This is a genomic window from Emcibacter sp., from assembly GCF_048269205.1.
Classification (GTDB): Bacteria; Pseudomonadota; Alphaproteobacteria; order Sphingomonadales; family Emcibacteraceae; genus Emcibacter.
Genome location: NZ_JBLXJC010000001.1, coordinates 1,604,542 through 1,627,109, shown reverse-complemented (window position 1 = coordinate 1,627,109; position 22,568 = coordinate 1,604,542). Strand labels below are relative to the sequence as shown.

At 53.8% G+C, this 22,568-nt stretch carries 21 protein-coding genes and 1 tRNA gene; 17 read left to right on the top strand and 5 right to left on the bottom strand.

The features are described 5' to 3' along the window. The first annotated feature begins 18 nt into the window (after positions 1–18). Both ACN0YD_RS07590 and ACN0YD_RS07585 read left to right on the top strand, forming a co-directional pair. Entirely contained in the window at positions 19–723 is a 705-nt protein-coding gene (locus tag ACN0YD_RS07590) for a peptidoglycan DD-metalloendopeptidase family protein (protein WP_417318388.1), read from the top strand. Between the two features lie 40 nt (positions 724–763). Then, on the top strand, positions 764–1,942 hold the full coding sequence (locus ACN0YD_RS07585; RefSeq protein WP_417318386.1) for a PQQ-dependent sugar dehydrogenase: 1,179 nt from the start codon (positions 764–766) through the stop codon (positions 1,940–1,942). Here ACN0YD_RS07585 and ACN0YD_RS07580 read toward each other — a convergent pair. Then, a complete protein-coding gene (locus ACN0YD_RS07580) occupies positions 1,939–2,796 on the bottom strand; it encodes an ATP-binding protein (protein WP_417318874.1) in 858 nt (285 codons plus the stop codon). The genes ACN0YD_RS07585 and ACN0YD_RS07580 overlap by 4 nt on opposite strands. A gap of 164 nt (positions 2,797–2,960) precedes the next feature. Here ACN0YD_RS07580 and yajC point away from each other — a divergent pair, with 164 nt between their 5' ends. From yajC to ACN0YD_RS07560, 4 genes are read left to right on the top strand one after another with little or no spacing between them, the layout of a single operon-like run. Beyond that, positions 2,961–3,296 carry a preprotein translocase subunit YajC gene (gene yajC / locus ACN0YD_RS07575; protein ID WP_417318384.1) on the top strand — a complete coding sequence of 112 codons (336 nt, stop codon included), beginning with the start codon at positions 2,961–2,963 and terminating at the stop codon, positions 3,294–3,296. Between the two features lie 18 nt (positions 3,297–3,314). After that, complete coding sequence (gene secD / locus ACN0YD_RS07570; RefSeq protein ID WP_417318382.1) at positions 3,315–4,928, top strand: protein translocase subunit SecD; 1,614 nt, start codon at positions 3,315–3,317, stop codon at positions 4,926–4,928. Between the two features lie 11 nt (positions 4,929–4,939). Then, complete coding sequence (gene secF, locus ACN0YD_RS07565) at positions 4,940–5,887, top strand: protein translocase subunit SecF (protein WP_417318380.1); 948 nt, start codon at positions 4,940–4,942, stop codon at positions 5,885–5,887. Between the two features lie 9 nt (positions 5,888–5,896). Further along, complete coding sequence (locus ACN0YD_RS07560) at positions 5,897–6,274, top strand: Mth938-like domain-containing protein (RefSeq protein ID WP_417318378.1); 378 nt, start codon at positions 5,897–5,899, stop codon at positions 6,272–6,274. Positions 6,275–6,326: 52 nt separating this feature from the next. Here the strand turns inward: ACN0YD_RS07560 and ACN0YD_RS07555 are convergent, their stop codons facing one another. Further along, entirely contained in the window at positions 6,327–6,866 is a 540-nt protein-coding gene (locus tag ACN0YD_RS07555) for a urate hydroxylase PuuD (protein ID WP_417318376.1), read from the bottom strand. Continuing rightward, on the bottom strand, positions 6,826–6,972 hold the full coding sequence (locus ACN0YD_RS07550; RefSeq protein ID WP_417318374.1) for a hypothetical protein: 147 nt from the start codon (positions 6,970–6,972) through the stop codon (positions 6,826–6,828). Before ACN0YD_RS07550 ends, ACN0YD_RS07555 begins: the two co-directional genes overlap by 41 nt. Positions 6,973–7,160: 188 nt before the next feature. On the opposite strand from ACN0YD_RS07550, the gene ACN0YD_RS07545 reads away from it, so the two are divergent. Then, on the top strand, positions 7,161–8,012 hold the full coding sequence (locus ACN0YD_RS07545) for a phytoene/squalene synthase family protein (RefSeq protein WP_417318372.1): 852 nt from the start codon (positions 7,161–7,163) through the stop codon (positions 8,010–8,012). Here ACN0YD_RS07545 and trmFO read toward each other — a convergent pair. Both trmFO and uvrA read right to left on the bottom strand, forming a co-directional pair. After that, the gene (trmFO, locus tag ACN0YD_RS07540) at positions 7,995–9,365 is read right to left on the bottom strand and encodes a methylenetetrahydrofolate--tRNA-(uracil(54)-C(5))-methyltransferase (FADH(2)-oxidizing) TrmFO (RefSeq protein WP_417318370.1); all 1,371 of its coding nucleotides are present in this window, start codon (positions 9,363–9,365) and stop codon (positions 7,995–7,997) included. The genes ACN0YD_RS07545 and trmFO overlap by 18 nt on opposite strands. A gap of 225 nt (positions 9,366–9,590) precedes the next feature. Next, positions 9,591–12,434: an excinuclease ABC subunit UvrA gene (uvrA, locus tag ACN0YD_RS07535; protein ID WP_417318368.1), complete on the bottom strand. Its 2,844-nt coding sequence runs from the start codon at positions 12,432–12,434 to the stop codon at positions 9,591–9,593. Between the two features lie 192 nt (positions 12,435–12,626). Here uvrA and ACN0YD_RS07530 point away from each other — a divergent pair, with 192 nt between their 5' ends. From ACN0YD_RS07530 to ACN0YD_RS07485, 10 genes are all read left to right on the top strand, one after another. Further along, positions 12,627–13,133, top strand: a complete 507-nt coding sequence (locus ACN0YD_RS07530) for a single-stranded DNA-binding protein (RefSeq protein WP_417318366.1) — start codon at positions 12,627–12,629, stop codon at positions 13,131–13,133. A 148-nt stretch (positions 13,134–13,281) separates the two neighbouring features. Further along, positions 13,282–13,503, top strand: a complete 222-nt coding sequence (locus tag ACN0YD_RS07525; RefSeq protein ID WP_417318364.1) for a hypothetical protein — start codon at positions 13,282–13,284, stop codon at positions 13,501–13,503. Next, on the top strand, positions 13,503–14,447 hold the full coding sequence (locus ACN0YD_RS07520) for a hypothetical protein (protein ID WP_417318362.1): 945 nt from the start codon (positions 13,503–13,505) through the stop codon (positions 14,445–14,447). The genes ACN0YD_RS07525 and ACN0YD_RS07520 overlap by 1 nt, the downstream gene beginning before the upstream one ends. Positions 14,448–14,706: 259 nt before the next feature. Next, entirely contained in the window at positions 14,707–15,327 is a 621-nt protein-coding gene (locus tag ACN0YD_RS07515; RefSeq protein ID WP_417318360.1) for a PEP-CTERM sorting domain-containing protein, read from the top strand. A gap of 814 nt (positions 15,328–16,141) precedes the next feature. Beyond that, entirely contained in the window at positions 16,142–18,901 is a 2,760-nt protein-coding gene (gene gyrA, locus ACN0YD_RS07510; protein ID WP_417318358.1) for a DNA gyrase subunit A, read from the top strand. Between the two features lie 3 nt (positions 18,902–18,904). After that, complete coding sequence (gene coaD / locus ACN0YD_RS07505) at positions 18,905–19,420, top strand: pantetheine-phosphate adenylyltransferase (RefSeq protein ID WP_417318356.1); 516 nt, start codon at positions 18,905–18,907, stop codon at positions 19,418–19,420. 27 nt (positions 19,421–19,447) lie between these two features. Further along, positions 19,448–19,978, top strand: coding sequence for a peptidylprolyl isomerase (locus tag ACN0YD_RS07500; protein ID WP_417318872.1), 531 nt, complete (start codon positions 19,448–19,450; stop codon positions 19,976–19,978). Positions 19,979–19,987: 9 nt separating this feature from the next. Then, a complete protein-coding gene (gene queA, locus ACN0YD_RS07495; RefSeq protein WP_417318354.1) occupies positions 19,988–21,028 on the top strand; it encodes a tRNA preQ1(34) S-adenosylmethionine ribosyltransferase-isomerase QueA in 1,041 nt (346 codons plus the stop codon). Further along, the gene (gene tgt / locus ACN0YD_RS07490; RefSeq protein WP_417318352.1) at positions 21,025–22,167 is read left to right on the top strand and encodes a tRNA guanosine(34) transglycosylase Tgt; all 1,143 of its coding nucleotides are present in this window, start codon (positions 21,025–21,027) and stop codon (positions 22,165–22,167) included. The genes queA and tgt overlap by 4 nt, the downstream gene beginning before the upstream one ends. Positions 22,168–22,268: 101 nt before the next feature. Further along, positions 22,269–22,344, top strand: a tRNA-Lys gene (locus tag ACN0YD_RS07485). The last annotated feature ends 224 nt before the right edge of the window (positions 22,345–22,568 follow it).

The following is a 22,568-nucleotide window of genomic DNA, read 5'->3' as shown; positions in this document are numbered from 1 at the left end:
TCGGGTAAATGGATAAAGGTGAGGAAAGGGGATACGGTATATGCCATATCCCGCAGGTATGGGGTTACTGTTCGCCAGCTCATCAGTCACAATAACCTGAAAGCCCCCTATCTTCTGCGTCCTGATCAGAGACTTTCCCTGCCGTCCAAGGGACATCATGTCGTGCGCAAGGGAGATACAGTCTACAGCATTTCCCGCCGCTACAATGTGGATATGACAGAGCTGTCACGTTTGAACCACCTAAAGAAGCCCTATGTTCTCCGGGTCGGACAGAAGCTGAATGTTCCGGGCGGGCAGAGTGGTAATACGGTTAAGGTGGCGCTGCCGTCACCTCCGCCCAGCAGTGGTAGGGGATTCATGTGGCCGGTCAGTGGCAAGGTGATTTCAAGGTTTGGTCCGAAAGCCGTGGGTCTGCATAATGACGGCATTAATATTGCAGCCCGGCACGGAGACACTGTACGTGCGGCCGAGGCGGGTGTGGTCGTTCATGCGGATTCCAAACTAAAGGGATACGGCGGTCTTGTCCTGATTCAGCATGCCAATGGCTGGATGACGGCTTATGCCCATAACTCCAGGATTCTGGTTAAAAAGGGACAAAAGATAAGCCGGGGTCAGGCCATCGCCCATGTGGGAAAAAGCGGAAGGGTGACATCGCCCCAGCTCCATTTTGAACTACGCAAGGGCAACCGGGCGGTTAACCCGGAAAAATATTTGAGAGTATGATACTCTCGCGCAGGGATATCTATTTGAAGAGGAAAAGAAAATGAAATTTGCGGGGAAACTGCTTTTTATTCTTGTCGCTGTTGCATTGGCTTCCGGTGCAGCTCTTGACCCCGTGCCAGGCAGGATTACCGACCGGTATGACACGGAAAAGGGCAGCATTCAGGTGGAGACGATTGCCACGGGGCTTCAGTTTCCCTGGTCAGTGGCTTTTCTGCCGGACGGAACGGCGCTGGTGACGGAAAAACCGGGACGGCTGCGCCATGTGAGCGGTCACAAACTATCTGCCCCGATCAAGGGTGTGCCGAATGTGCATTATGATCGCCAGGGGGGTCTTCTGGAAGTGGCGGTTGATCCGGATTTCGCGCAAAACAGCATTATATTCCTGACCTATGCTGAACCTGACGAGACGGGAACGATATCCGGGACCGCAGTGGCCCGGGCCCGGCTGGTGCTGGATGACAATCCCCGGCTCGAGGACCTGAAAGTGATCTTTTCCCTGCCGAAAAAGTCGGAGCTTTCTGTGCATTTCGGTTCCCGTATCGTTTTTGCAGATGACGGCACCATGTTCATAACCATTGGCGACAGATATATATCCGAGGAAAAAGGCATCGGAATGCGGGCACAGGATCCTTTCGATCCGGCGGGCTCGGTGATCCGGTTGAACCGGGACGGTTCGATCCCGGTGGACAACCCCTTTGCCGACGGAAAGAAGGCTCATCCAGCGATTTGGTCCATCGGCCATCGCAACCCCCAGGGCGCAGTCTGGAACAAGGCGACCAAGTCACTCTGGACGGTCGCCCACGCAGCCCGGGGCGGGGATGAAATCAATCATCCCGAAGCCGGAAAGAACTACGGCTGGCCGATCATTACCTATGGGATCAACTACAATGGCGAAAAGATCGGTATCGGCACCCATAAGGAAGGGATGGAGCAACCGGTCTACTACTGGGATCCCTCGATCGCCCCATCCGGCATGGTCTGGTATGATGGCGCGGCGTTTCCCGACTGGCAGGGCAATCTGCTTGTCGGCGCCCTCAAGGACGAGATGATTGTCCGTCTGGAGTTAAAGGACGGCAAGGTCGTGCATGAAGAACGGCTGCTGGCGACAAAATACGGGCGTATCCGTGATGTGCGACAGGGACCGGACGGTTATCTTTATTTTGTAACTGATGAACGTAAGGGCAAGCTGTATCGGGTCAGCCCGGCGGCGACAGATTAGTCCAGTGTGATTCCCTTGCGGCCGGCCAGGTCCTGGATATATTGCCAGGCCACACGGCCGGAGCGGGATCCGCGGGTGGTGGCCCATTCCTTGGCCTCTCCGTGGACAGTCTCCAAATCCGCCGGAATCTTATAATGTTCGATATAGGCGTCGATCATGCGCAGGAACACCTCCTGCGGGCAACCGTGGAAGCCGAGCCACAGGCCAAACCTGTCGGAAAGGGAGACTTTTTCCTCAACAGCCTCCGAGGGATTGATGGCCGTAGAGCGTTCGTTTTCCATCATGCTCCTTGCCATCAGGTGCCGCCGGTTGGATGTGGCGTAAAAGACGACATTTTTGGGACGTCCTTCTATACCGCCTTCAAGCACAGCCTTCAGTGATTTATAGCTGCTGTCTTCAGTGTCGAAGGACAGGTCGTCACAATAGAGGATCACCTGGCGGTCTGAGTTTCTGATGACCTCGAGAAGCCGGGGCAATGTGGGAATATCTTCCCTATGAATTTCCACAAGGGCCAGTTTCTTTTCCGCCGTTTTATTGATCTCCGCATGCAGAGCCTTGACCAGGCTGCTTTTTCCCATACCGCGTGCCCCCCAAAGCAGGGCGTTGTTCGCCGGCAGGCCGCTGGCAAATTGTTCCGTATTACGTCTCAGAATGTCGCTGACATGATCAATCCCCTTGAGCAGGGAGAGGTTGATATGATTGACTTCTTCCACTTTCTGCAGCCGGTCGGGGTCTGCCAGCCAGACGAAAGCGTTACCCTTGTCCAGGGAAAGAGAATCTTTGGGAGCAGGGGCCAGCCGGTCCAGGGCTTCGGCAATCCGGGTCAAAAGGGGGGTGATTTCTTTACTGTCCATCATAATCATTATCCTCTTTCCGTTTGCTGTAGCATAGAAAAGCACTCGTTCAAATAATTTCCGCCTTGTTTTTTGACAGGGTGCATCCTATATCGGACTGAAGATTGAAAAAAAAGCCAGAGACGCTATAGTTCCAGCAATCAATAAACAAAAGGGAAATGAAAATGTTTATTTCAACTGCATACGCACAGGACGCAGCAGGCGGCGGCGATCCGATCATGAGTTTCCTCCCCCTGATCCTGATCTTCGTTGTTTTCTATTTCCTGTTGATCCGTCCACAGCAGAAACGGGCCAAAGAACATAAACAGCTTGTGGAAGGCTTGCGTCGCGGTGATATGGTTGTAACTACCGGCGGACTGATTGGCAAAATTTCCAGGGTCGTTGATGACAATGAAGTTGAGGTGGAAATTGCCAATGACGTGAAAGTGAAAATCGTGCGCAGCATGATTGCCACGGTCCAGGGCAAGCCCGAACCTGCCAACGATACCGAGAAAAAATAAAACCGACGGGATAAACCCATGCTGAACTTTCCCCGCTGGAAGGTCATTGTCATAAGTCTTGTATCTTTATTGGGGATACTTGCGGCTGTACCGAACTTTTTTACTGAAGAGCAGTTAAAGGACTATCCGTCCTTCCTGCCGTCGAAGCAGGTAACCCTCGGGCTTGACTTGCAGGGCGGCGCCCATCTCCTTATGGAGGTGCAAATGGAAACTGTTCTCGAGGATCGTCTCCTGGACAAGAGTGATGAAGTCCGGGATGCCCTTGTTTCCGAGAAAATCCGGCATCGGCGCCGTATCCGCGGTGACAAAATCATTGTTACTCTGAACGATCCGTCACAGCAGGAAAGAGCGGTTTCGCTTATCAACAGTGAAGCAACCAGCAGGGTTGGGGCGTCAATGACCTCCATCGGTGCCGATGATATCGAGGTTACCGATATGGGTAACGGACTCATCGAGGTAACCCTGACCCCCGGAGCCATCAAGGAATACAAGCGCCTGACTGTGGCCCAGTCGGTGGAAATTGTCCGGCGTCGTATCGATGAACTGGGGACCAAGGAACCTGCCATTCAGCAGAATGGTGAAGACCGTGTGCTGATCCAGGTGCCGGGAATTGACGATCCGGACGAGCTGAAGGATATTCTTGGCAAAACAGCGAAACTGGAATTTCGTCTTGTCGACCAGTCTGTCAGTCCCGAAGATATCGCCCGCGGGCGGGTGCCACCGGGAACGGGGATTGTGCCCCCCTCAGATGAAGACGTCGCTGCGGGCATGCCGCCTTATGCTGTGCGCAAGCGGGCGATCCTGTCCGGGGAAAATCTGGTGGATGCCAGCCTGGGATATGACCAGAACGGGCAGCCTGCCGTCAACTTCCGCTTTGACAATGTCGGCGGCAAGAAGTTTGCCGATGTCACCCGCAAGAATGTGGGCAAGCCTTTCGCCATTGTACTTGATAACAAGGTGATCAGTGCGCCGCGTATTAACAGCCCGATTCTTGGTGGTTCCGGCATCATTACCGGCAATTTCACCATAGATAGTGCCAATGAACTCGCGTTACTGCTCAGGGCAGGGGCCTTGCCGGCACCTCTCAAGGTTCTTGAGGAAAGGACCGTCGGTCCGGATCTCGGTGCTGATTCCGTGGCTGCTGGTGAAGTCGCGGCTATTATCGGTCTTGCGGCGGTGATGGTCTATATCCTGTTGTCCTATGGCTGGTTCGGCGTGGTGGCCAATGTTTCCCTTGTAGTGAATATTTTCATGATCCTTGGACTGTTATCCACGATCGGGGCGACATTGACCCTGCCGGGTATTGCCGGGATTGTACTGACCATCGGGATGGCGGTTGATGCCAATGTGCTGATTTTCGAACGTATCCGTGAGGAGTTACGTGCAGGGCGAAATGTCTTGTCGGCAATGGATCATGGATATCAGAAGGCATTCAGCACCATTCTGGATGCCAATGTGACAACCCTGATTGCCGCGCTTATCCTGTTCCAGTTCGGATCCGGCCCGGTCAAGGGATTTGCCGTGACGCTTGCCTGCGGTATCTTTACCTCGGTCTTTACGGCAGTCAGTCTGAGCCGCCTGATCCTTTCCACATGGGCCCGCAAGCGGCGCCCTGAAACACTGAAGATATAAGGAGCCCGGATATGTTACTGAAACTGGTTCCTGAAAAAACCGATATTAAATTCGTCAACTATCGGATGGTCGCCTTTGCCATATCGGTAGTGGCCCTGATCGCCTCAGCTACACTGTTCTTCACCCATGGCCTGAGCTATGGGATCGACTTCAAGGGCGGCGTGCTGATGGAGATCAAAACCGAACAAAAAGCAGACCTGAGTGCAATTCGACAGTCTGTCGGTGACCTTGGTATGGGAACACCGGTGGTTCAGGAGTTCGGCGCTGATACCGACGTCTTGATCCGCCTGGAATATCAGGAAGACAAATCGCTCGAACAGATCGTCGACGAAGTCAAGGTGACCCTGGATCAGGCCCTTGAAGGCGAAATAAGTTTCCGTCGGACAGAAACCGTGGGCCCCAAGGTATCCGGCGAACTGATCCAGGATGGGATCCTGTCCGTAACCCTCGCGGTACTGGCTGTTCTGGTCTATATCTGGTTCCGGTTTGAATGGCAGTTCGGCCTTGGCGCTGTCATTGCCCTGGTGCATGATGTCCTGCTTACCATTGGCCTGTTTTCCTTTATCGAGATGGAGTTCAATCTTTCCATTATCGCCGCGATCCTGACCATCGTCGGTTATTCGCTCAATGATACCGTTGTGGTCTATGACAGGGTCAGGGAAAACCTGCGGAAATACCGCAAGATGGAAATGCTTGATCTTCTCAATCTCAGCCTTAACGAGACCCTGTCCCGAACAGTCATGACGTCGCTCACCACGCTTCTGGCGCTGGGGGCACTGTTCTACTTCGGCGGGGAGAATATCCATGGCTTTACAGCTGCCATGATCTGGGGCGTATTCGTCGGAACCTATTCTTCCGTCTTTATCGCCTGTCCGGTGCTCCTGTGGTTCGAAATGCGGCGTGAGCCCGATGCTGAATTGCCGGAAGGCATGGAAGTCTTGCCGCCTGAAAAAGGCTAGGTCTGCTCAATGAAGTTTGAAGAGGCGAAATCCCAGTCCGGAAACAGCATTTCCTCCTATGGAAACGGCGGTTTCCGGGTTGGGGAGAATCAGCGTGTGGAAGGTTCTCTGCTTCTGACGCCGCAGGGTTATTATCCCTGGAATGTTGCGTCCAAAGAAGACTTCAGCCGCGAATGCTTTGCCCAAGTCGTCGAGATAAGTACCGAACTGGAACTTCTCATTATCGGGACCGGCGAGAACATGATCTTTCTTGATCGTGATCTGCGAGCCTACCTTGAAGGCCAGGGGATTGGCGTAGAAGTGATGGCGACCGGTGCGGCGTCCCGGACCTACAATGTTCTGTTGCTGGAAGGGCGGCGGGTTGCGGCAGCCCTGATTGCCGTGTGAACTAAAAAAGGCCGGAATATATCCGGCCTTTTCCTTTGATATGTAATATCTCTTACAGACCTACTGAATTCTGTCCCGAAATCATGCTGAACAGCATGGGGATGGACAGAAGCGTATTGGTCCGGGAGAACAGCATTGCCCGGCGTGCGGACTTCGGTTTTGCCTCGGGCGCGGCTTCGACAATGCCAAGGGCAATTTTCTGGTTAGGCCAGATGATGAACCAGACATTGAAGGCCATGATCAGTCCGAACCACATACCGAAACCGATATCCGGCTGCTGCAACATCAGGGCTTCTACCAGATAGCCGTTCATCCAGGCCAGGAGAAGACCGAAAACAATGGTGCTGAGTGCCGCCCAGCGGAACCAGAACAAGGCCTCGGGAGCAATCACCTTGCTGATGGCAGGTTTTTGCTCATCAGGAATTTTTGGCATGCTGGGAATCTGTACAAAGTTAAAATACCAGAGAATGCCGATCCACATTACACCGCTGAGAACGTGAAGATAACGTATAAGAAAAAGTCCGAATTCATGTGTCATGATATTTGCTCCCTTACATCTTTTCCATAACGTCGGAGGCAGCTTTACCTGCATCCGGCATATCGCGGTTTTCAAGATAGTTTGTTGCAAATACCATGATTATGGTAAGTACAATGCCGGCGACCACAGTCAGCGGCAAGGATTCCAATATTTTGCTCATTTTATCTATAGTCCCTATATCTGTAATTTGCCTGTGTTTTATGTATGGCAAATTTCCCTCTATCCTTTTGTAGGATAAAATGAGGTTACCAGTTTATTGGGGTTTCGTCAAAAAACCTTTTTTTCCGGCAGGTTAGACTTGTTCTGCGGCGTTATTTGCGGCATCAAGGTGATAATCGGAACCATGGCATGACAAACAGTGGAAAAATGACAGGATATTGCGCAGAACAGGTCAGGAAACAGGATCATGACCGGTTTCAGACCGTGTTGTTTGCACCTGCAGACAAACGCGACGATCTGTTTGCCATTTATGCCTTTAATCAGGAACTGGCCAAGATCCGCGAGACTGTTTCAGAGCCCATGCTCGGGGAAATCCGACTCCAGTGGTGGCGGGAAGCCATTGATGAAATTTATGGAGGGACTCCCCGCAAGCACGAGGTTGTCGAGGCGCTTGCCCAGGCTGTCGGGATGCGTGATCTGCCGCGGGAATTGTTTGACCGGATGATAGACGCCCGGACGCAGGATATCTATGACGAGAGCCCCCGCACGATGGAAGAATTGTCCACCTACCTTGAGAATACGTCGGGCAATTTGGCTCGTTTGGCTGCCGTAGTTCTGGGCGGTAAGGACGAGATACTGGCCGAAGCGGCAGGAAAAAGCGGCCTGGCCTGGGGCATGATCGGGATTATCCGGGCGGTGCCCTATCATCTGTCCCTGCGCAAGACTTTTCTGCCGACGGAGTTGCTTGCCCGGCATGGGCTTTCCGGAAATTCTTTGGCCGCACCGGAAAACCGTGAGGCCCTTTCCCGGCTGACCGCCGAGGTATGCGGACAGGCGGAGCGTCTGCTTGGCGAACTCCGAACCTCGCGCAAAGTCATCCCGTCCGGGGTGCATTCCCTGTTCCTGCTGAATTCCCTGTCCAGAAGCTATCTGAAAAGTTTGAGGAAAGCGGGCTATAGCCCCTTCAGTCTGCAGGAAAAATCGGATGCTTTTGCCCGTCAGTGCCGACTGATGGTTGATGCTCTATTCAAGCGAGTCTAGCCAGTCCTGCAGATCACGAAGAGCCCGGGCTGATTTGGCCGGCTTGCGTTCGGCTTTCTTCAGCTTCCGACCATTTGGTCCTTTGTTATTTTCCAGCGGAGGCATGATGCCGAAATTAATGTTCATGGGCTGGAAGGTTTTCTGCTCGGGGAGTCCCGGAATATGACCGCCGGTGATATGGTTGATCAGCGCCCCGAAGGCCGTGGTAACAGGTGGTGTCGTAATTTTCCGGCCCAGTCGCTCGGCAGCGGCATAGCGACCCGCGATAAGGCCCATGGCGGCGCTTTCCACATATCCCTCTACCCCTGTCATCTGACCGGCGAAGCGCAGGCGCGGCATTTGCTTCAAACGTAACTGGTCATCCAGGAGTTCCGGGCTGTTGATGAAGGTATTGCGATGCAGTCCACCAAGACGGGCGAACTCGGCTTTTTCCAGGCCGGGAATTTTACGGAAAACTTCTTTCTGGGCGGTATATTTCAGTTTCGTCTGGAACCCGACGATATTATAGAGGGTGCCCAGTGCGTTATCCTGTCTCAGCTGCACAACGGCATAGGGTTGCTCGTCGCTATGGGGATTATGCAGCCCCACAGGTTTCAGGGGGCCAAAACTCAGGGTCTGGCGTCCCCGTTCAGCCATGACCTCGATGGGCATACAACCCTCAAAATAGGGTGTGTCTTTCTCCCAGTCCTTGAAATCGGCCTTGTCGCCGTCCAGCAGGTCATCGATCAGTTCGTTATATTGCTCTTCGCTCAGGGGGCAGTTGATATAGTCGGCGCCTTCACCCTTGTCATAGCGGGACTGGAACCAGGCCTTGTTGAAATCAATGCTGTCCTTGTAGACGATGGGGGCGATGGCATCAAAGAAGGCCAGCGAATCCTTGCCGGTCAGCTCCAGTATGGCATCGGCGAGGTTCATGGAGGTGAGGGGGCCCGTGGCGATGATCACATTGTCCCACGCGGCCGGGGGAATGGCCGCGACTTCTTCACGAACCAGGGTAAACAGCGGATGGGATGCCAGTTTGTTTTCCACATACTGGCTGAACTGCTCCCGATCAACGGCGAGGGCGCTGCCGGCCGGCACCTTTGTGGCAGCCGCAGCTTCCATGACAAGGCTGCCGAGCCGACGCATCTCCTCGTGCAGCAGGCCCACGGCGTTATTTTCGTGATCGTCCGAACGGAAACTATTGGAACAGACCAGTTCGGCAAGCCCCTCGGTCTGATGGGCATCGGTTTTAACCTGCGGGCGCATTTCGTGCAGAGTAACCGGAACCCCGGACTGCAGAATCTGCCAGGCGGCTTCTGTGCCGGCCATGCCGCCACCGATGATATGTATGGGAGAATGCTCTGATGTCATGACTGTTCCTTTTCTCTCCGGCTACATAACATCCGGTGAAAACAGGTGCAATCGGAAAGAAAAAAGGCGCCTGCTTGGGGGGAAGCAGGCGCTGGTCACAATGGAGATTGTATTGAGTAATAGAGTACTAGGTTTTACAGAATAGGTTGGGTATCTGTAATGAACTTATCATAGTGATTCCATGGTTAACAAATGGTTAACAATAGAAAAAATATTATCAAATCTTTATATAAGAGATTTAAGATATTGGGCGGTATAGCTTATTTCTGACAAAGAAATTTCTTCCGGTGTGCCCTCTGCAATAATTTGTCCGCCGCCGTCACCGCCTTCGGGCCCCAGGTCGAGAATCCAGTCAGCCAGTTTGATCACTTCAAGGTTATGTTCGATGATGATCACCGTATTTCCCTGGTCCACCAGATGCTGCAGCACCTCCATCAGCTTGCGCACATCCTCGAAATGGAGCCCGGTGGTGGGTTCGTCCAGGATATAGAGGGTGCGGCCGGTGGATCGTTTGGCGAGTTCCTTGGAAAGCTTGACCCGTTGGGCCTCGCCGCCGGACAGGGTGGTCGCTGCCTGGCCGATCTGGATGTAACTCAAGCCCACCTTGTCCAGCATCTTGAGTTTGTCGCGGATGGCGGGCACGGCGGCGAAAAATTCGCAGCCGTCTTCGACGGTCATATCCAGGATATCGGAAATGCTCTTGCCCTTGTAGGTGATCTCAAGGGTCTCCCGGTTATAGCGCTTGCCCTTGCAGACGTCGCACTGCACATAAACATCGGGCAGGAAATGCATCTCGATCTTGATCACCCCGTCGCCCTGGCAGGCTTCGCAGCGTCCGCCCTTGACGTTAAAGGAAAACCGTCCCGGCTTGTAGCCTCTCGCCTGGGCCTCGGGCAATCCGGCGAACCAGTCGCGGATCGGGGTGAAGGCGCCGGTATAGGTGGCCGGGTTGGACCTTGGCGTGCGGCCGATGGGGGACTGGTCGATATCGACAATCTTGTCGATGAATTCGAGCCCGGTGATGTCGCCGTGCGGAGACGGAATATTGCGGTTGTTGTTGAGCTTCCTGGCCACGGCCTTGTAGAGCGTATCAATCACCAGCGTGGATTTGCCTGATCCGGATACGCCGGTCACACAGGTCAGGGTGCCGAGCGGGAAGGCGGCCGTCACATTCTGCAGGTTATTGCCCGTGGCGTCCTTGACGGTGATTTGCTTGCGCTTCTTGCCGGCCATATGACCGGGTCGGCGTTCTGTGGGCACTGGAATGGACCGAGTGCCGGACAGATATTGGCCGGTCAGGCTTTTGGGATCGGCCATGATCTCTGCAGGCGTACCCTCGGAAACTACTTCACCGCCATGTACCCCGGCGCCGGGTCCCATGTCGATTACATAGTCGGCGGCGCGGATGGCGTCTTCGTCATGTTCCACCACCAGCACGCTGTTGCCCATGTCGCGCAGGTTCATCAGCGTTTCCAAGAGCCGGTCGTTGTCACGCTGGTGCAAACCGATAGAGGGTTCGTCCAAAACATAAAGCACACCCGTGAGGCCAGAGCCGATCTGGGAAGCAAGGCGGATACGCTGGCTTTCGCCCCCGGACAGGGTGCCGGAGTTGCGGCTGAGGTTCAGGTAATCCAGTCCCACATTATTGAGGAAGCCGAGCCGTTCGGTAATTTCTTTGAGGATACGTCCGGCGATCTCGCCATGTTTTTCGCTCAGATGACCAGGCAGACTATTGAACCAGTCATAGCTGTCCTTGACGGACAGTTCGGTGACCTGGCCGATATGCTTGCCGTCCACCTTGACCGCCAGCGCTTCCTGTTTCAGGCGATATCCCTCACAGGTCTCACAGGTGGCGCTGCTCTGGTATTTGCCCAGTTCGTCGCGGATCATGTTGCTGTCGGTCTCCCGCCAGCGCCGCTGGATATTGCCGATCACTCCTTCAAAGGGCTTTTCCACCACATAGCTCTTGCGACCGTCAATATAGACCATTTCAATCACTTCATCGCCGGAGCCGTAAAGCAGTACATCCTGGTATTTTTCGTCCAGTTTCTCCCAGGGATAATTGGTCTTGAAGCCGTAATGCCGGGCGATGCTGTCGAGGGTCTGGGCGTAATAGGGGGCGTTTGATTTCCCCCAGGGCGCCAGCGCCCCGTCTTTCAGGCTTTTTGTCTTGTCCGGCACCACAAGGTCCGGGTCGAAATAAAGCTTTTGGCCGAGCCCGTCACAGGTCGGACAGGCACCGAAGGGATTGTTAAAGGAAAATAGACGGGGTTCCACTTCCTCGATGGTGAATCCGGATACCGGGCAGGCGAATTTTTCGGAAAACATGATCCGCTCACCTTCCTTGTCACCACCGGCAAGTTCGGCAATGGCGAGGCCGTCTGCAAGCTCCAAAGCGGTTTCCAGGCTGTCGGCGAGGCGGGTTTCGAGGCCCCCCCTGACCACAAGCCGGTCGACCACCACCTCGATATCATGTTTGAGTTTCTTATTCAGCGCCGGCACCGCATCCAGCTCGTAAAACTCACCGTCGACCTTGACCCGCTGGAAGCCCTTTTTCAGAAGCTCGGCGAATTCCTTGCGGTATTCTCCCTTGCGGCCCCGCACAATGGGGGCCAGCAGGTAAAGCCTTGTGCCTTCTTCAAGCGCCATCACCTTGTCGACCATCTGGCTGACGGTCTGGCTTTCGATGGGCAGGCCGGTGGCCGGGGAATAGGGCACGCCGATACGGGCGAACAGCAGGCGCATATAATCATAGATTTCGGTGACCGTACCGACGGTGGAACGCGGGTTGCGGGATGTGGTCTTCTGCTCGATGGAGATCGCCGGGGAGAGCCCCTCGATATGTTCGCAGTCGGGCTTCTGCATCATTTCCAGGAACTGGCGCGCGTAGGCGGACAGGCTTTCCACATAGCGGCGTTGGCCTTCCGCATAGATGGTGTCAAAGGCGAGGGACGATTTGCCGGAGCCACTAAGGCCCGTAATCACCACCAGTTTGTCCCGGGGGATATCCACATCGATATTCTTGAGATTATGCTCTTTCGCCCCGCGAACGGAAATTTTGGTCAGCATGGTCCACCACAGATGATTTTACCTAACTATTTGCCAATTTGGGGGTTTTTGTCCATAAGTCAAGTTCTTATTTTGTTCTCATGGGAAAAGAGGCATAAAATTCCTTTGCAGCCAAGAAAAAATTACTTTGCAGAGTGGGGCGGTGTCGCTATGGTGAGGCATCACATAAATAGGAATAAGAAGGAAATACAGATGGCAGGAAGTGTCAATAAAGTCATTCTGGTGGGGAATCTGGGCCGTGATCCGGAAGTGCGCCATACCCAGGACGGCTCGCCGGTGGTGAACCTGAGCCTCGCAACCTCCGAGACCTGGAAGGACCGGAATACAGGGGAGCGCAAGGAGCGCACCGAATGGCACCGTGTGGTGATCTTTAATGAAAACCTCTGCCGGGTGGCGGAACAGTATCTGAAAAAAGGCTCCACCATTTATATCGAGGGCGCCCTGCAGACCCGCAAATGGACCGACCAGAGTGGCCAGGAAAAATACACCACCGAGATCGTGCTGCAGAAATACCGCGGTGAGCTGACCATGCTCGGCGGCCGCAATGAAGGCGGCTCCGGCGGCGGCTTCTCCAGCGGCGGCGATGACTTTGGTGGCGGTTCATCAGGTGGTTCGGGCGGCGGTTATGGCGGCGGCTCCGGTGGTGGGTCAGCCCCGTCCGGTGGCGGCGGCGATATGGACGACGAAATCCCGTTCTAAGCGCGGATATCAGTTTCAGAATTCAGAAAGCAGGTCTCCGGGCCTGCTTTTTTATGTCGTTACTTTCGAATACTCCAAAGTTTTATTGTCAAACCCGAGCAACAATTATAAGATGTGCGCATATCCACAAGGCACGCAGGAGGAGAATATGGCAGGAAGAAAATTGAATTTTGTCGGCGCCGGGGAACATGACATCTCGGAAGTGACCATCAGCACTGGAACCCACAACGTGAAGGAAACCGATAAAACACGCCGGGTGACCTATACGATTTCCTACAATGAAAAGGATCTGCTCAAAGCCTTTAACCAGGCGGCGGAAGAGATCATCAAGGATGCCAAGAAAAGGGGCGTCGAGCCCGGTCAACCCTAATGTCATTTGTAAGTTTGGGGGAGCTTTTCCCGTCATCAAAGATGCCGGCTGTCGTCAGCGATTCCGCTTTTCTGTTGGATAAGTTCCGGGCGTCGGGGTTTCACACCCTCTCTATCGACGATGTCTGTAACGGCAAGGTTACCGCGCCGCCGGAAGTGCTGCTGATACCAGCGTTGCCCGCCAAACATCCTGTGGATGGATTGAGTGAGGCGCTCGGGGAGGCCGCGGTTTTGCTGGTACCCTTGCTGGCGTTCGCTCATGACAACAAGTCCATAACCTATCTGCATGACCGGCTGCAGGCTCTGGATTTTTCCGCAGCCTGCGTCAAAAACAACAGAATGGTTGAACATATCCAGCATATGGGTGAGGGGATGAGGGTGGATTCGTCCGGCTGCCGTCTGGAGATCGAGCTGGGTGAGAATGTGGATGTGTTTGCGCCAAAGCTGAAACCGAAAATACATTTCGACGAATGGATCAGCATTATCCAGTTTTTCGAAATTGGCCTGGTGCCCGGTGAAGACTATGAGTCTTTCAATGTCACCGGAACGCTACATTGCAACGGTATCTCGGTGGCGCACCATTTGCATAGTCATTTTGACTCCGGCCCGCCGGCCCAAGAAGTCTGGTCCCTGCTGGCGGAAAGATACAGCAACGGGGAATTTCCGCTGGTGCTGGAGGTGGAGGAGTCGAAAATGACCCGCATCCTGACCCGGCAGGGGAAGGACATCCTGCCGGAGATTCTGCCCTATACCGATAAAATGATGCGGGGCAATCTGACCGAAGTGGGGTTCGGCGCGCTGGAACCATCCGATGACGTTGACTGGTTGATCAATTCGCAACTGAACGAGCCTGCCGGCGGCATCCACTTGGCGCTCGGCGCCGGTGAGGAGGCGGCTCATATCGATTTCATCTCGCCCTATGCCCGGATCGCAGGATTCAGTTAAACCCAAATTCCGTTCTAGGATCAGGGTGAAGTTTGAGAATTCAGAGAGCAGGTCTTGGGGCCTGCTTTTTTACTTGTCGCTTCTGCTCTCTAAACCTGTAAAGAAGTCTGACAAAATGTCAGGAAATTTTACACTTTAGTCAGTTGGCACTATTAAAAAGATATATTTTCTGCGGGTTTTCTATAATGGCACGAAAATTGCTTTTATGTTTAGTGTCGCTAATATTCTAAATGAGAATGGGAAAATGAGAAAAATCTTTTTGTCAATTATAGCTGCCATCGGACTGACGTCCCTGACGGCTACCGCAAATGCCGGAATTATTTCCGCTGATATCGAAGTTGTTATGGATCTTGAGTTTTGTTGCGGTGTAGGTCCATCTGTCTCAACAGTCAATGGCGCCATTGTCGGACCGGGTGCCGAACTGACCGTCGCTGACCGAACCATTAATCCTTCGGATTGGGGCGGTCATATTGCCGTAGATATCGACAATGATGGCGCAGGTTTTACGCTGTTCAACGATGATGGCAGCAATGTATTCCAGTCTGCGATCGTGACCATTAGCAATATCACCTCTGACATGGGGGATATTGTCAATGTGGTTATGACCTCAAACTCATTGTTTACAGATTATGATGAAGAAGATGAAGAAGAACTGGACCCCTTCGTTCTGGATCTTTCGTTTACGGCTAATTCTATTGTTCTTTCCGTATTGCTTGAGACCCCGTCGGAAAATGCCGCTTGGGGTATTACTGAGAATGGTCTTGCGTTGTTCGACATTACCTTCGCTGGGGCTTCCCAGGAAATTTCCGAGCCGGCCATGCTAGGCCTGTTAGGTCTAGGCCTTGTTGGCCTTGGACTGGCTCGCCGCCGTGTAAAATAATAAGCTCTGTTTGAGAGCGGGGAAAAGCAGGCCTTAGGGCCTGCTTTTTTTAAAACTCAACCAGTGAAGTGGATTGACTAAGCCATTCTTTGGCGCATCCCATGTCCCGAGCTTGATAGGTGTAAGTTGTTTTACTTACCGAACCATCTTTTGATGGATGGGTGCGTACAGAAATAATTTGGTTTTGTCCTTTCGTTATATATATGCCTGATGATACTTCTTGGCCTAATGTTTTGGAAAAGTTGTCAAAATAATCAAAAACCAGACTTTCTCCTGTAATCACTGTGCCGCCACAAACTTCAGCTTCAAAAGTTATGTATGAAGAATCTATGCCTTCTGAAAATTCTAGATTTTTGACCTTTTCATGAATTGCGATGAAGCTATTTCCAAATTTAATGCCGTTGTTAGCATATACGGGCGGAAAAGTTTTCTCAGTATCCCCATCTTTCTGACAGCCGGAAAGACAAAGTAATAAAAGTAATAATGGGATTATTTTGTTTAAATGCTTAATGGTGCCCCCAATAAGATTTCTAACTGATGATATGTTACTTTAATTTCTGAGGCATATTATTACAAAAAATAGCACTGAAAGTGGGAAAAACTAGTTTACCTTCTGGGGCTTTCACATCAATATTTCCACTCTGTCCGACAACCATCATAAAACTGACATTTAACGGGTAGTTAACCTTGCTTAAGCCCCCCGGAATTGCTATCAATTGACCTTGCGTTTGTCCTGTTTCGCGGGAGGGGGAATTTCTGCATCAAGAAACAGGATGAAGGACAAATACAAGAGTAAAAAATAAGGGACAATTCCTTGAGTGATAATGTCGTTCTAGACCCCACGGATCCGCATATTTCAAGCATCACCATCGAGGAGGAAATGAAAACCTCCTATCTCGATTACGCCATGAGCGTGATCGTGAGCCGCGCCCTGCCGGACGTGCGTGACGGCCTGAAACCGGTGCACCGCCGAATCCTCTACAGCATGTATGAAAACGGCTATGACTGGACCAAGCCCTACCGTAAATCGGCCCGCGTGGTCGGTGACGTCATGGGTAAGTACCACCCGCACGGGGATAGCGCCATTTACGAGGCCATGGTCCGCATGTCGCAGGATTTCTCCCTGCGCCTGCCGCTGATCGACGGCCAGGGCAACTTCGGCTCCATGGACGGCGACAAGGCCGCCGCCATGCGTTACACCGAAGCCCGCATGGACAAGTCGGCCAGCGGCCTGCTGGAAGACATCGACAAGGATACGGTTGATTTCCATCCCAACTATGACGAATCCGAGCATGAGCCCGGTGTCCTTCCGGCCCGCTTCCCGAACCTTCTGGTTAACGGGGCCGGCGGTATCGCCGTGGGTATGGCGACCAACATTCCGCCCCATAACCTGGGCGAGGTGCTGGACGCCTGCTGTACGCTTGTGGATAATCCGGAAACCACCATCGAGGAACTGATCGAAATCGTACCCGGGCCGGACTTCCCGACCGGCGGTTTGATCATGGGCTCTTCCGGCGCGCGCCAGGCGGCCATGACCGGACGCGGCTCCATTGTCATGCGCGGCAAAACCCATGTGGAGGAGATCCGCCAGGGCCGGGAAGCCATTATCATCACCGAAGTGCCCTTCCAGGTGAACAAGGCCCGCATGATCGAGCATATTGCCGATGTGGTGCGCAACAAGCGCATCGAGGGCATCTCCGAAATCCGCGATGAATCAGACCGTGACGGCGTGCGGGTTGTGGTGGAAATCAAACGTGATGCGGTGCCTGAAGTGGTGCTCAACCAGCTGTTCCGCTATACCCCGCTGCAGACCAGTTTTGGCTCCAATACCCTGGCCCTGAACAACGGCCGGCCGGAAGTAATGAACCTTCGGGAAATTCTCGAGGCCTTTATCCGCTTCCGCGAGGAAGTTATTACCCGGCGGACAAAGTTCAAGCTGGGCAAGGCCCGCGACCGGGCCCATATTTTGGTTGGACTGGTGATTGCGGTCAATAACCTGGACAAGATTGTTGCCATGATCCGCAAGGCGCCGAATCCGGCTGCCGCCCGCGAGGCCCTGATGGCCGAGGAATGGGATGCGGTCGATGTGGAAGACTATATCAATCTGATCAACGAACCGGGCCGCGGGGTGGTTGACGGCAAATATATCCTGTCGGAAATCCAGGTCCGGGCGATCCTTGAGCTACGCCTGCATCGCCTGACAGCACTGGGCCGGGATGAAATCGGCGGCGAGCTGAAAACCATTGCCGTTGAAATCGAGGAATATCTGGAAATCCTGCGCAGCCGGGAAAAACTTTACGGTATCATGCGGGACGAATTTGTCGCCTATCGGGAGGCTTTCGCCACCCCGCGCCGTACCGAAATGGTGCCGGCTGAATTTGGTGATATCGATGACGAGGACCTGATCCAGCGCGAAGACATGGTGGTCACGGTAACTCACTCAGGTTACATCAAGCGGGTGCCGCTCAATACCTACCGGGCGCAGCGTCGTGGCGGCAAGGGCCGCAGCGGCATGCAGACCAAGGAAGAGGATTTCCTCCAGAATGTCTTTGTGGCCAACACCCATACGCCGGTGCTGTTCTTCTCCAACCTGGGTCAGGTTTACAAGCTCAAGGTCTGGAAACTGCCTCCGGGTACGCCACAGTCCAAGGGCAAGGCGCTGATTAATATCCTGCCGTTGCAGCAGGACGAGACCATCTCCACCATCCTGCCGCTGCCTGAAGACGAGGACAGCTGGAGCGAGCTGCATGCGGTCTTTGCCACCTCCAAGGGCAATATCCGCCGCAACCTGCTCAGCGATTTCTCCAATGTGCGGGCCAACGGTAAAATCGCCATCCGCCTGTCCGAGGGTGACAGCCTGATCGGGGTTGCCGCCTGTGAAGAAAGCGACGATGTGATGATGGCGGCCCGGGGCGGCAAATGTATCCGCTTTAACGCCACGGCAGTGCGCCTGTTCAAGGGCCGTAACTCCGACGGGGTGCGCGGTATCAGGCTTGCTGACGGCGATGAAGTGGTGTCCATGTCGATCCTGAAGAATACAGATATCGTGATGGAAGAACGGGATGCCTATCTGAAATATGCCAACGCCCAGCGGCGCGGTGAAGAGCCGGAAGTCCCCGAGGGACTGACCGTCGAGCGTATTGTCGAGCTTCAGGCGCAGGAAGAATTTATCATCAGCCTGACTGTCAACGGCTACGGCAAGCGGACTTCGGCCTATGAATACCGGGTGACCAACCGTGGCGGGCAGGGCATTGTCAACATTGAAACCTCCGAACGCAACGGTGAAGTGATCGGGGCTTTCCCGATTGAGGAACAGGATCAGCTGATGATGGTGACCGATCAGGGTCGCTTGATCCGTGTCCCGGTTCATGACGTGCGCATCGCCGGACGCAACACCCAGGGCGTGACCCTGTTCAAAGTGGGTGATGACGAACATATCGTCTCCGTTGAAAGGGTAACTGATACCGGCGATGACGAGGAAGACGACACTGAGGAGGCCGGTGAAGACGGTGTGGAAACTGCCGAAGGCGAAGCATCGGAAAGCGATACCGAAGAAGGCAATGCCGAGGAGTAGGCCATGAGCAAATACCAGGAAGTTGTCGGGCTTTATCCCGGTACATTTGATCCCATCACCCTGGGGCATATGGATATTATCAAGCGGGCCGCCAAACTGGTGGACCGTCTGGTGCTTGGCATTTCCACCAATCCCTCCAAGAATCCTCTGTTTTCGCTGGAGGAACGGGTGGAACTGGTCAAGACGGAAACCGCCTTCATTGAAAAAGTTCATAATACGACCATTGAGGTCAGGCCCTTTAGCAGTCTTCTGATGACTTATGCGGAGGAAATCGATGCGTCCATGATCATCCGGGGCCTCAGGGCCGTGTCTGACTTTGAATATGAGTTTCAGATGACGGCCATGAACTATAAGCTCAATCCGGATGTGGAAACGGTGTTTCTGATGGCGGATCCGTCCTATCAGGCCATCGCCTCGCGGCTGGTCAAGGAAATCGCCTCCTTTGACGGTGATATCTCGGCCTTTGTTACGCCACATGTGCGTGAAAAAATGTTGGCAAAGATGGGCAAAACTGTATAAACAGCCCAAATTCAGGAATCAGTGATGATGAAAAATCTCTTCAGGGCGCTGGTCGCCTATTTCTTATTATCCGCAGGAGCATATGCCATGGATCTCGAAAATACCCTTTATCTTGACCTCAAAGACGGTCGGGTTGTGATTGAACTCTATCCGGATGCAGCTCCAAAACATGTGGCACGGGTCAAGGAACTGACCCGCGAGGGCTTTTATGACGGTTTGAAATTCCACCGGGTGATTCCGGGCTTTATGGCCCAGACCGGCGATCCGAAAGGCGACGGTACCGGCGGCTCTGGCCAGAACCTGCCTGCAGAATTCAATGATATGCCGCATTTGCGCGGCACCGTTTCCATGGCCCGTGCCATGGACCCCAACAGCGCAGACAGCCAGTTTTTCATCTGTTTCGAGCATGCCCCGCACCTGGACGGCCAGTATACTGTCTGGGGCCGGGTGATTGAAGGCATGCAGTTTGTGGACAATATCAAATTCGGCGAGGGCCCGGGCTTCACCGATCCCGACATCATTGTGAAGATGCAGGTCGCTGCCGACGCTAAGGAATAAAAAGGTCCATTGAAAGTCGATCTGTTTGATTTCATGCTCCCCCGGGAGCTGATTGCTCTTCGCCCCGCCGCCAATCGCGCCGGGGCGCGCTTTCTTGTGGTCCAGGAACAAAAACTGGAAGACCGGCAGGTCTCCGATCTGATCGACTATCTGAAGCCCGGCGACGTCATGGTTTTCAATGACACCCGGGTTATTCCGGCACGGCTCACCGGTAAGCGGCGGGATGCGAAGATCGAGGTGACCCTGCATATGAATGCGGGAGAAGGGTGCTGGAAGGCCTTTGCCAAACCGGCCAAGAAACTGAAGCCCAGGGATGTCATCAATTTTCAGGATCAGCTTTCGGCGGAGGTGCTGGAAAAAGGCGAGGCCGGGGAAGTCACCCTTCAGTTCGATCGTCAGGGGACCGCGTTACGGGAAGCACTGGATGAGGTTGGGATGATGCCGCTACCGCCATATATCGCTTCCCAGCGGCCGGTGGATGAGCAGGATCTCAGCGATTACCAAACCGTCTATAGCGAGAAAGACGGCGCCGTGGCGGCGCCGACTGCCGGGTTGCATTTCACCGACGAACTTTTGAGAAAGATTGATGATGTCGGGGTGGAGCGGCTGACCGTGACCCTGCATGTAGGGGCGGGGACCTTCCTGCCGGTCAAGGCCGAGGATACCGAGGATCACAAAATGCATGCTGAATGGGGCGAGGTCACGCCTGAGGTGGCGGACAAGATCAATGAGGCCCACAGGAATGGCAACCGGGTCATTGCGGTCGGCACCACCTCGCTGAGGCTTCTTGAAAGCGCTACAGACGAGCAGGGGATCACCTATCCGTTCTCCGCCGACACGGATATCTTTATTACCCCCGGCTATAAATTCCGCTGTGTGGATGTGCTGATGACCAATTTCCACCTGCCGAAATCCACCCTGTTTATGCTGGTCAGCGCCTTTGCCGGGTTCGAAAATATGAAAGCCGCTTACAGCCATGCCATCGGGGAAGGCTATCGTTTTTATTCCTATGGGGACAGCAGCCTGCTGTTTCGGGAGGATCAGATATGAAAGATAACTTCAGGCTGAAAATCGAAGCCACAGACGGCAATGCCCGCACCGGGGTCCTGAAAACCTGGCGCGGCGATATCCGCACCCCGGCCTTTATGCCGGTGGGCACCGCGGCGACGGTCAAGGCCATGAAGCCTGAAACAGTGCGTGGCACCGGGGCAGATATTCTACTCGGCAATACCTATCATCTGATGCTGCGGCCGACGGCGGAACGTATCCATAATCTGGGCGGCCTGCACAAATTTATGAACTGGGAGCGGCCTATTCTGACTGATTCAGGCGGCTTTCAAGTGATGTCGCTGGCCCAGTTACGCAAGATCACCGAGGAAGGGGTAGCCTTCCAGTCCCATATCGATGGCAGCAAACATATGCTTTCCCCGGAACGCAGTATGGAGATCCAGCGTTTGCTCGGGTCTAACATCGTCATGGCCTTTGATGAATGCACCCCTTACCCCGCGACCAAGAAGGAAACGGCGGACAGCATGCGCCTCAGCATGCGCTGGGCGAAACGGTCCTTTGACGGGTTTCATAATGGCTCGGAACATGCGGAAAAGAACGCCCTGTTCGGCATTGTCCAGGGCGGTGTGTTCGAGGACCTGCGCCATGAATCCATAGAGGCCCTGACGGATATGGGCTTTCAAGGGCTGGCGGTCGGCGGCCTTGCCGTGGGGGAGGGGCAGGAGGTGATGTTCAAGGTGCTGGATTATACCATGCCGAAGATGCCGACCGACATACCCCGCTATCTGATGGGGGTGGGCAAGCCCGATGATATCGTCGGTGCCGTGGAGCGGGGCATTGATATGTTTGACTGTGTATTGCCGACCAGGTCCGGCCGCACCGCCCAGGGCTTTACCCGCCGGGGCACGGTGAATCTGAAGAATGCGCGCCATACGGACGATCCCCGACCGCTGGACGAGGAATGCGGCTGCGACGCCTGCACGAAATACAGCCGGGCCTACCTGAGCCATCTGATCCGAAGCGGGGAGATTCTCGGCGCCATGCTGTTGACCGAACATAACCTGACCTATTTCCAGGACCTGATGCAGGGATTGCGGGAGGCAATCGCGGCCGGCAAACTGTCTGAATTTGTTGCTGGTTTCCACGCCAAACGGGCGCTCGGCGATATAGAAGCCCTGTAAGTATTTTGTCTGGATAAGGGTGATATTTTTTTTTACAAAAAAGTGTCAGAAAATTATTGACCGGGGCGGCGTCAGACTCTATGTTCCGCCTCATCCTTTGAGGGCCCTTAGCTCAGTTGGTAGAGCAACTGACTTTTAATCAGTAGGTCGAAGGTTCGAATCCTTCAGGGCTCACCAAAAACCCGCTTTCCTTTCAATAGGTTAGCGGGTTTTTTGATTCAAAACCGTTTCCAATTTTTGAACCGTTTCCAAAAACCGTTTCCAATTTTCACTGATTTTCTAAATATGAAGTGATTTATTTTCAATAGGTTAGAGAATCACCGCCACTAATCTATGGTTAGTAGTATCAATTTGGGTTAAGCCAAAATAAAAAACCCCGCATTAAGCGGGGTTTTCATTAA

Coding starts and splice junctions, on each gene's coding strand:
- secD (WP_417318382.1), top strand. CDS start 3,315: ATGCTGAACTTTCCCCGCTGGAAGGTCATTGTCATAAGTCTTGTATCT.
- ACN0YD_RS07520 (WP_417318362.1), top strand. CDS start 13,503: ATGTCATTTGTAAGTTTGGGGGAGCTTTTCCCGTCATCAAAGATGCCG.
- ACN0YD_RS07580 (WP_417318874.1), bottom strand. CDS start 2,796: ATGGACAGTAAAGAAATCACCCCCCTTTTGACCCGGATTGCCGAAGCC.
- trmFO (WP_417318370.1), bottom strand. CDS start 9,365: ATGACATCAGAGCATTCTCCCATACATATCATCGGTGGCGGCATGGCC.
- ACN0YD_RS07500 (WP_417318872.1), top strand. CDS start 19,448: ATGAAAAATCTCTTCAGGGCGCTGGTCGCCTATTTCTTATTATCCGCA.
- ACN0YD_RS07525 (WP_417318364.1), top strand. CDS start 13,282: ATGGCAGGAAGAAAATTGAATTTTGTCGGCGCCGGGGAACATGACATC.
- secF (WP_417318380.1), top strand. CDS start 4,940: ATGTTACTGAAACTGGTTCCTGAAAAAACCGATATTAAATTCGTCAAC.
- ACN0YD_RS07555 (WP_417318376.1), bottom strand. CDS start 6,866: ATGCAGGTAAAGCTGCCTCCGACGTTATGGAAAAGATGTAAGGGAGCA.
- ACN0YD_RS07560 (WP_417318378.1), top strand. CDS start 5,897: ATGAAGTTTGAAGAGGCGAAATCCCAGTCCGGAAACAGCATTTCCTCC.
- ACN0YD_RS07585 (WP_417318386.1), top strand. CDS start 764: ATGAAATTTGCGGGGAAACTGCTTTTTATTCTTGTCGCTGTTGCATTG.
- ACN0YD_RS07545 (WP_417318372.1), top strand. CDS start 7,161: ATGACAAACAGTGGAAAAATGACAGGATATTGCGCAGAACAGGTCAGG.
- uvrA (WP_417318368.1), bottom strand. CDS start 12,434: ATGCTGACCAAAATTTCCGTTCGCGGGGCGAAAGAGCATAATCTCAAG.
- yajC (WP_417318384.1), top strand. CDS start 2,961: ATGTTTATTTCAACTGCATACGCACAGGACGCAGCAGGCGGCGGCGAT.
- ACN0YD_RS07550 (WP_417318374.1), bottom strand. CDS start 6,972: ATGAGCAAAATATTGGAATCCTTGCCGCTGACTGTGGTCGCCGGCATT.
- coaD (WP_417318356.1), top strand. CDS start 18,905: ATGAGCAAATACCAGGAAGTTGTCGGGCTTTATCCCGGTACATTTGAT.
- tgt (WP_417318352.1), top strand. CDS start 21,025: ATGAAAGATAACTTCAGGCTGAAAATCGAAGCCACAGACGGCAATGCC.
- ACN0YD_RS07530 (WP_417318366.1), top strand. CDS start 12,627: ATGGCAGGAAGTGTCAATAAAGTCATTCTGGTGGGGAATCTGGGCCGT.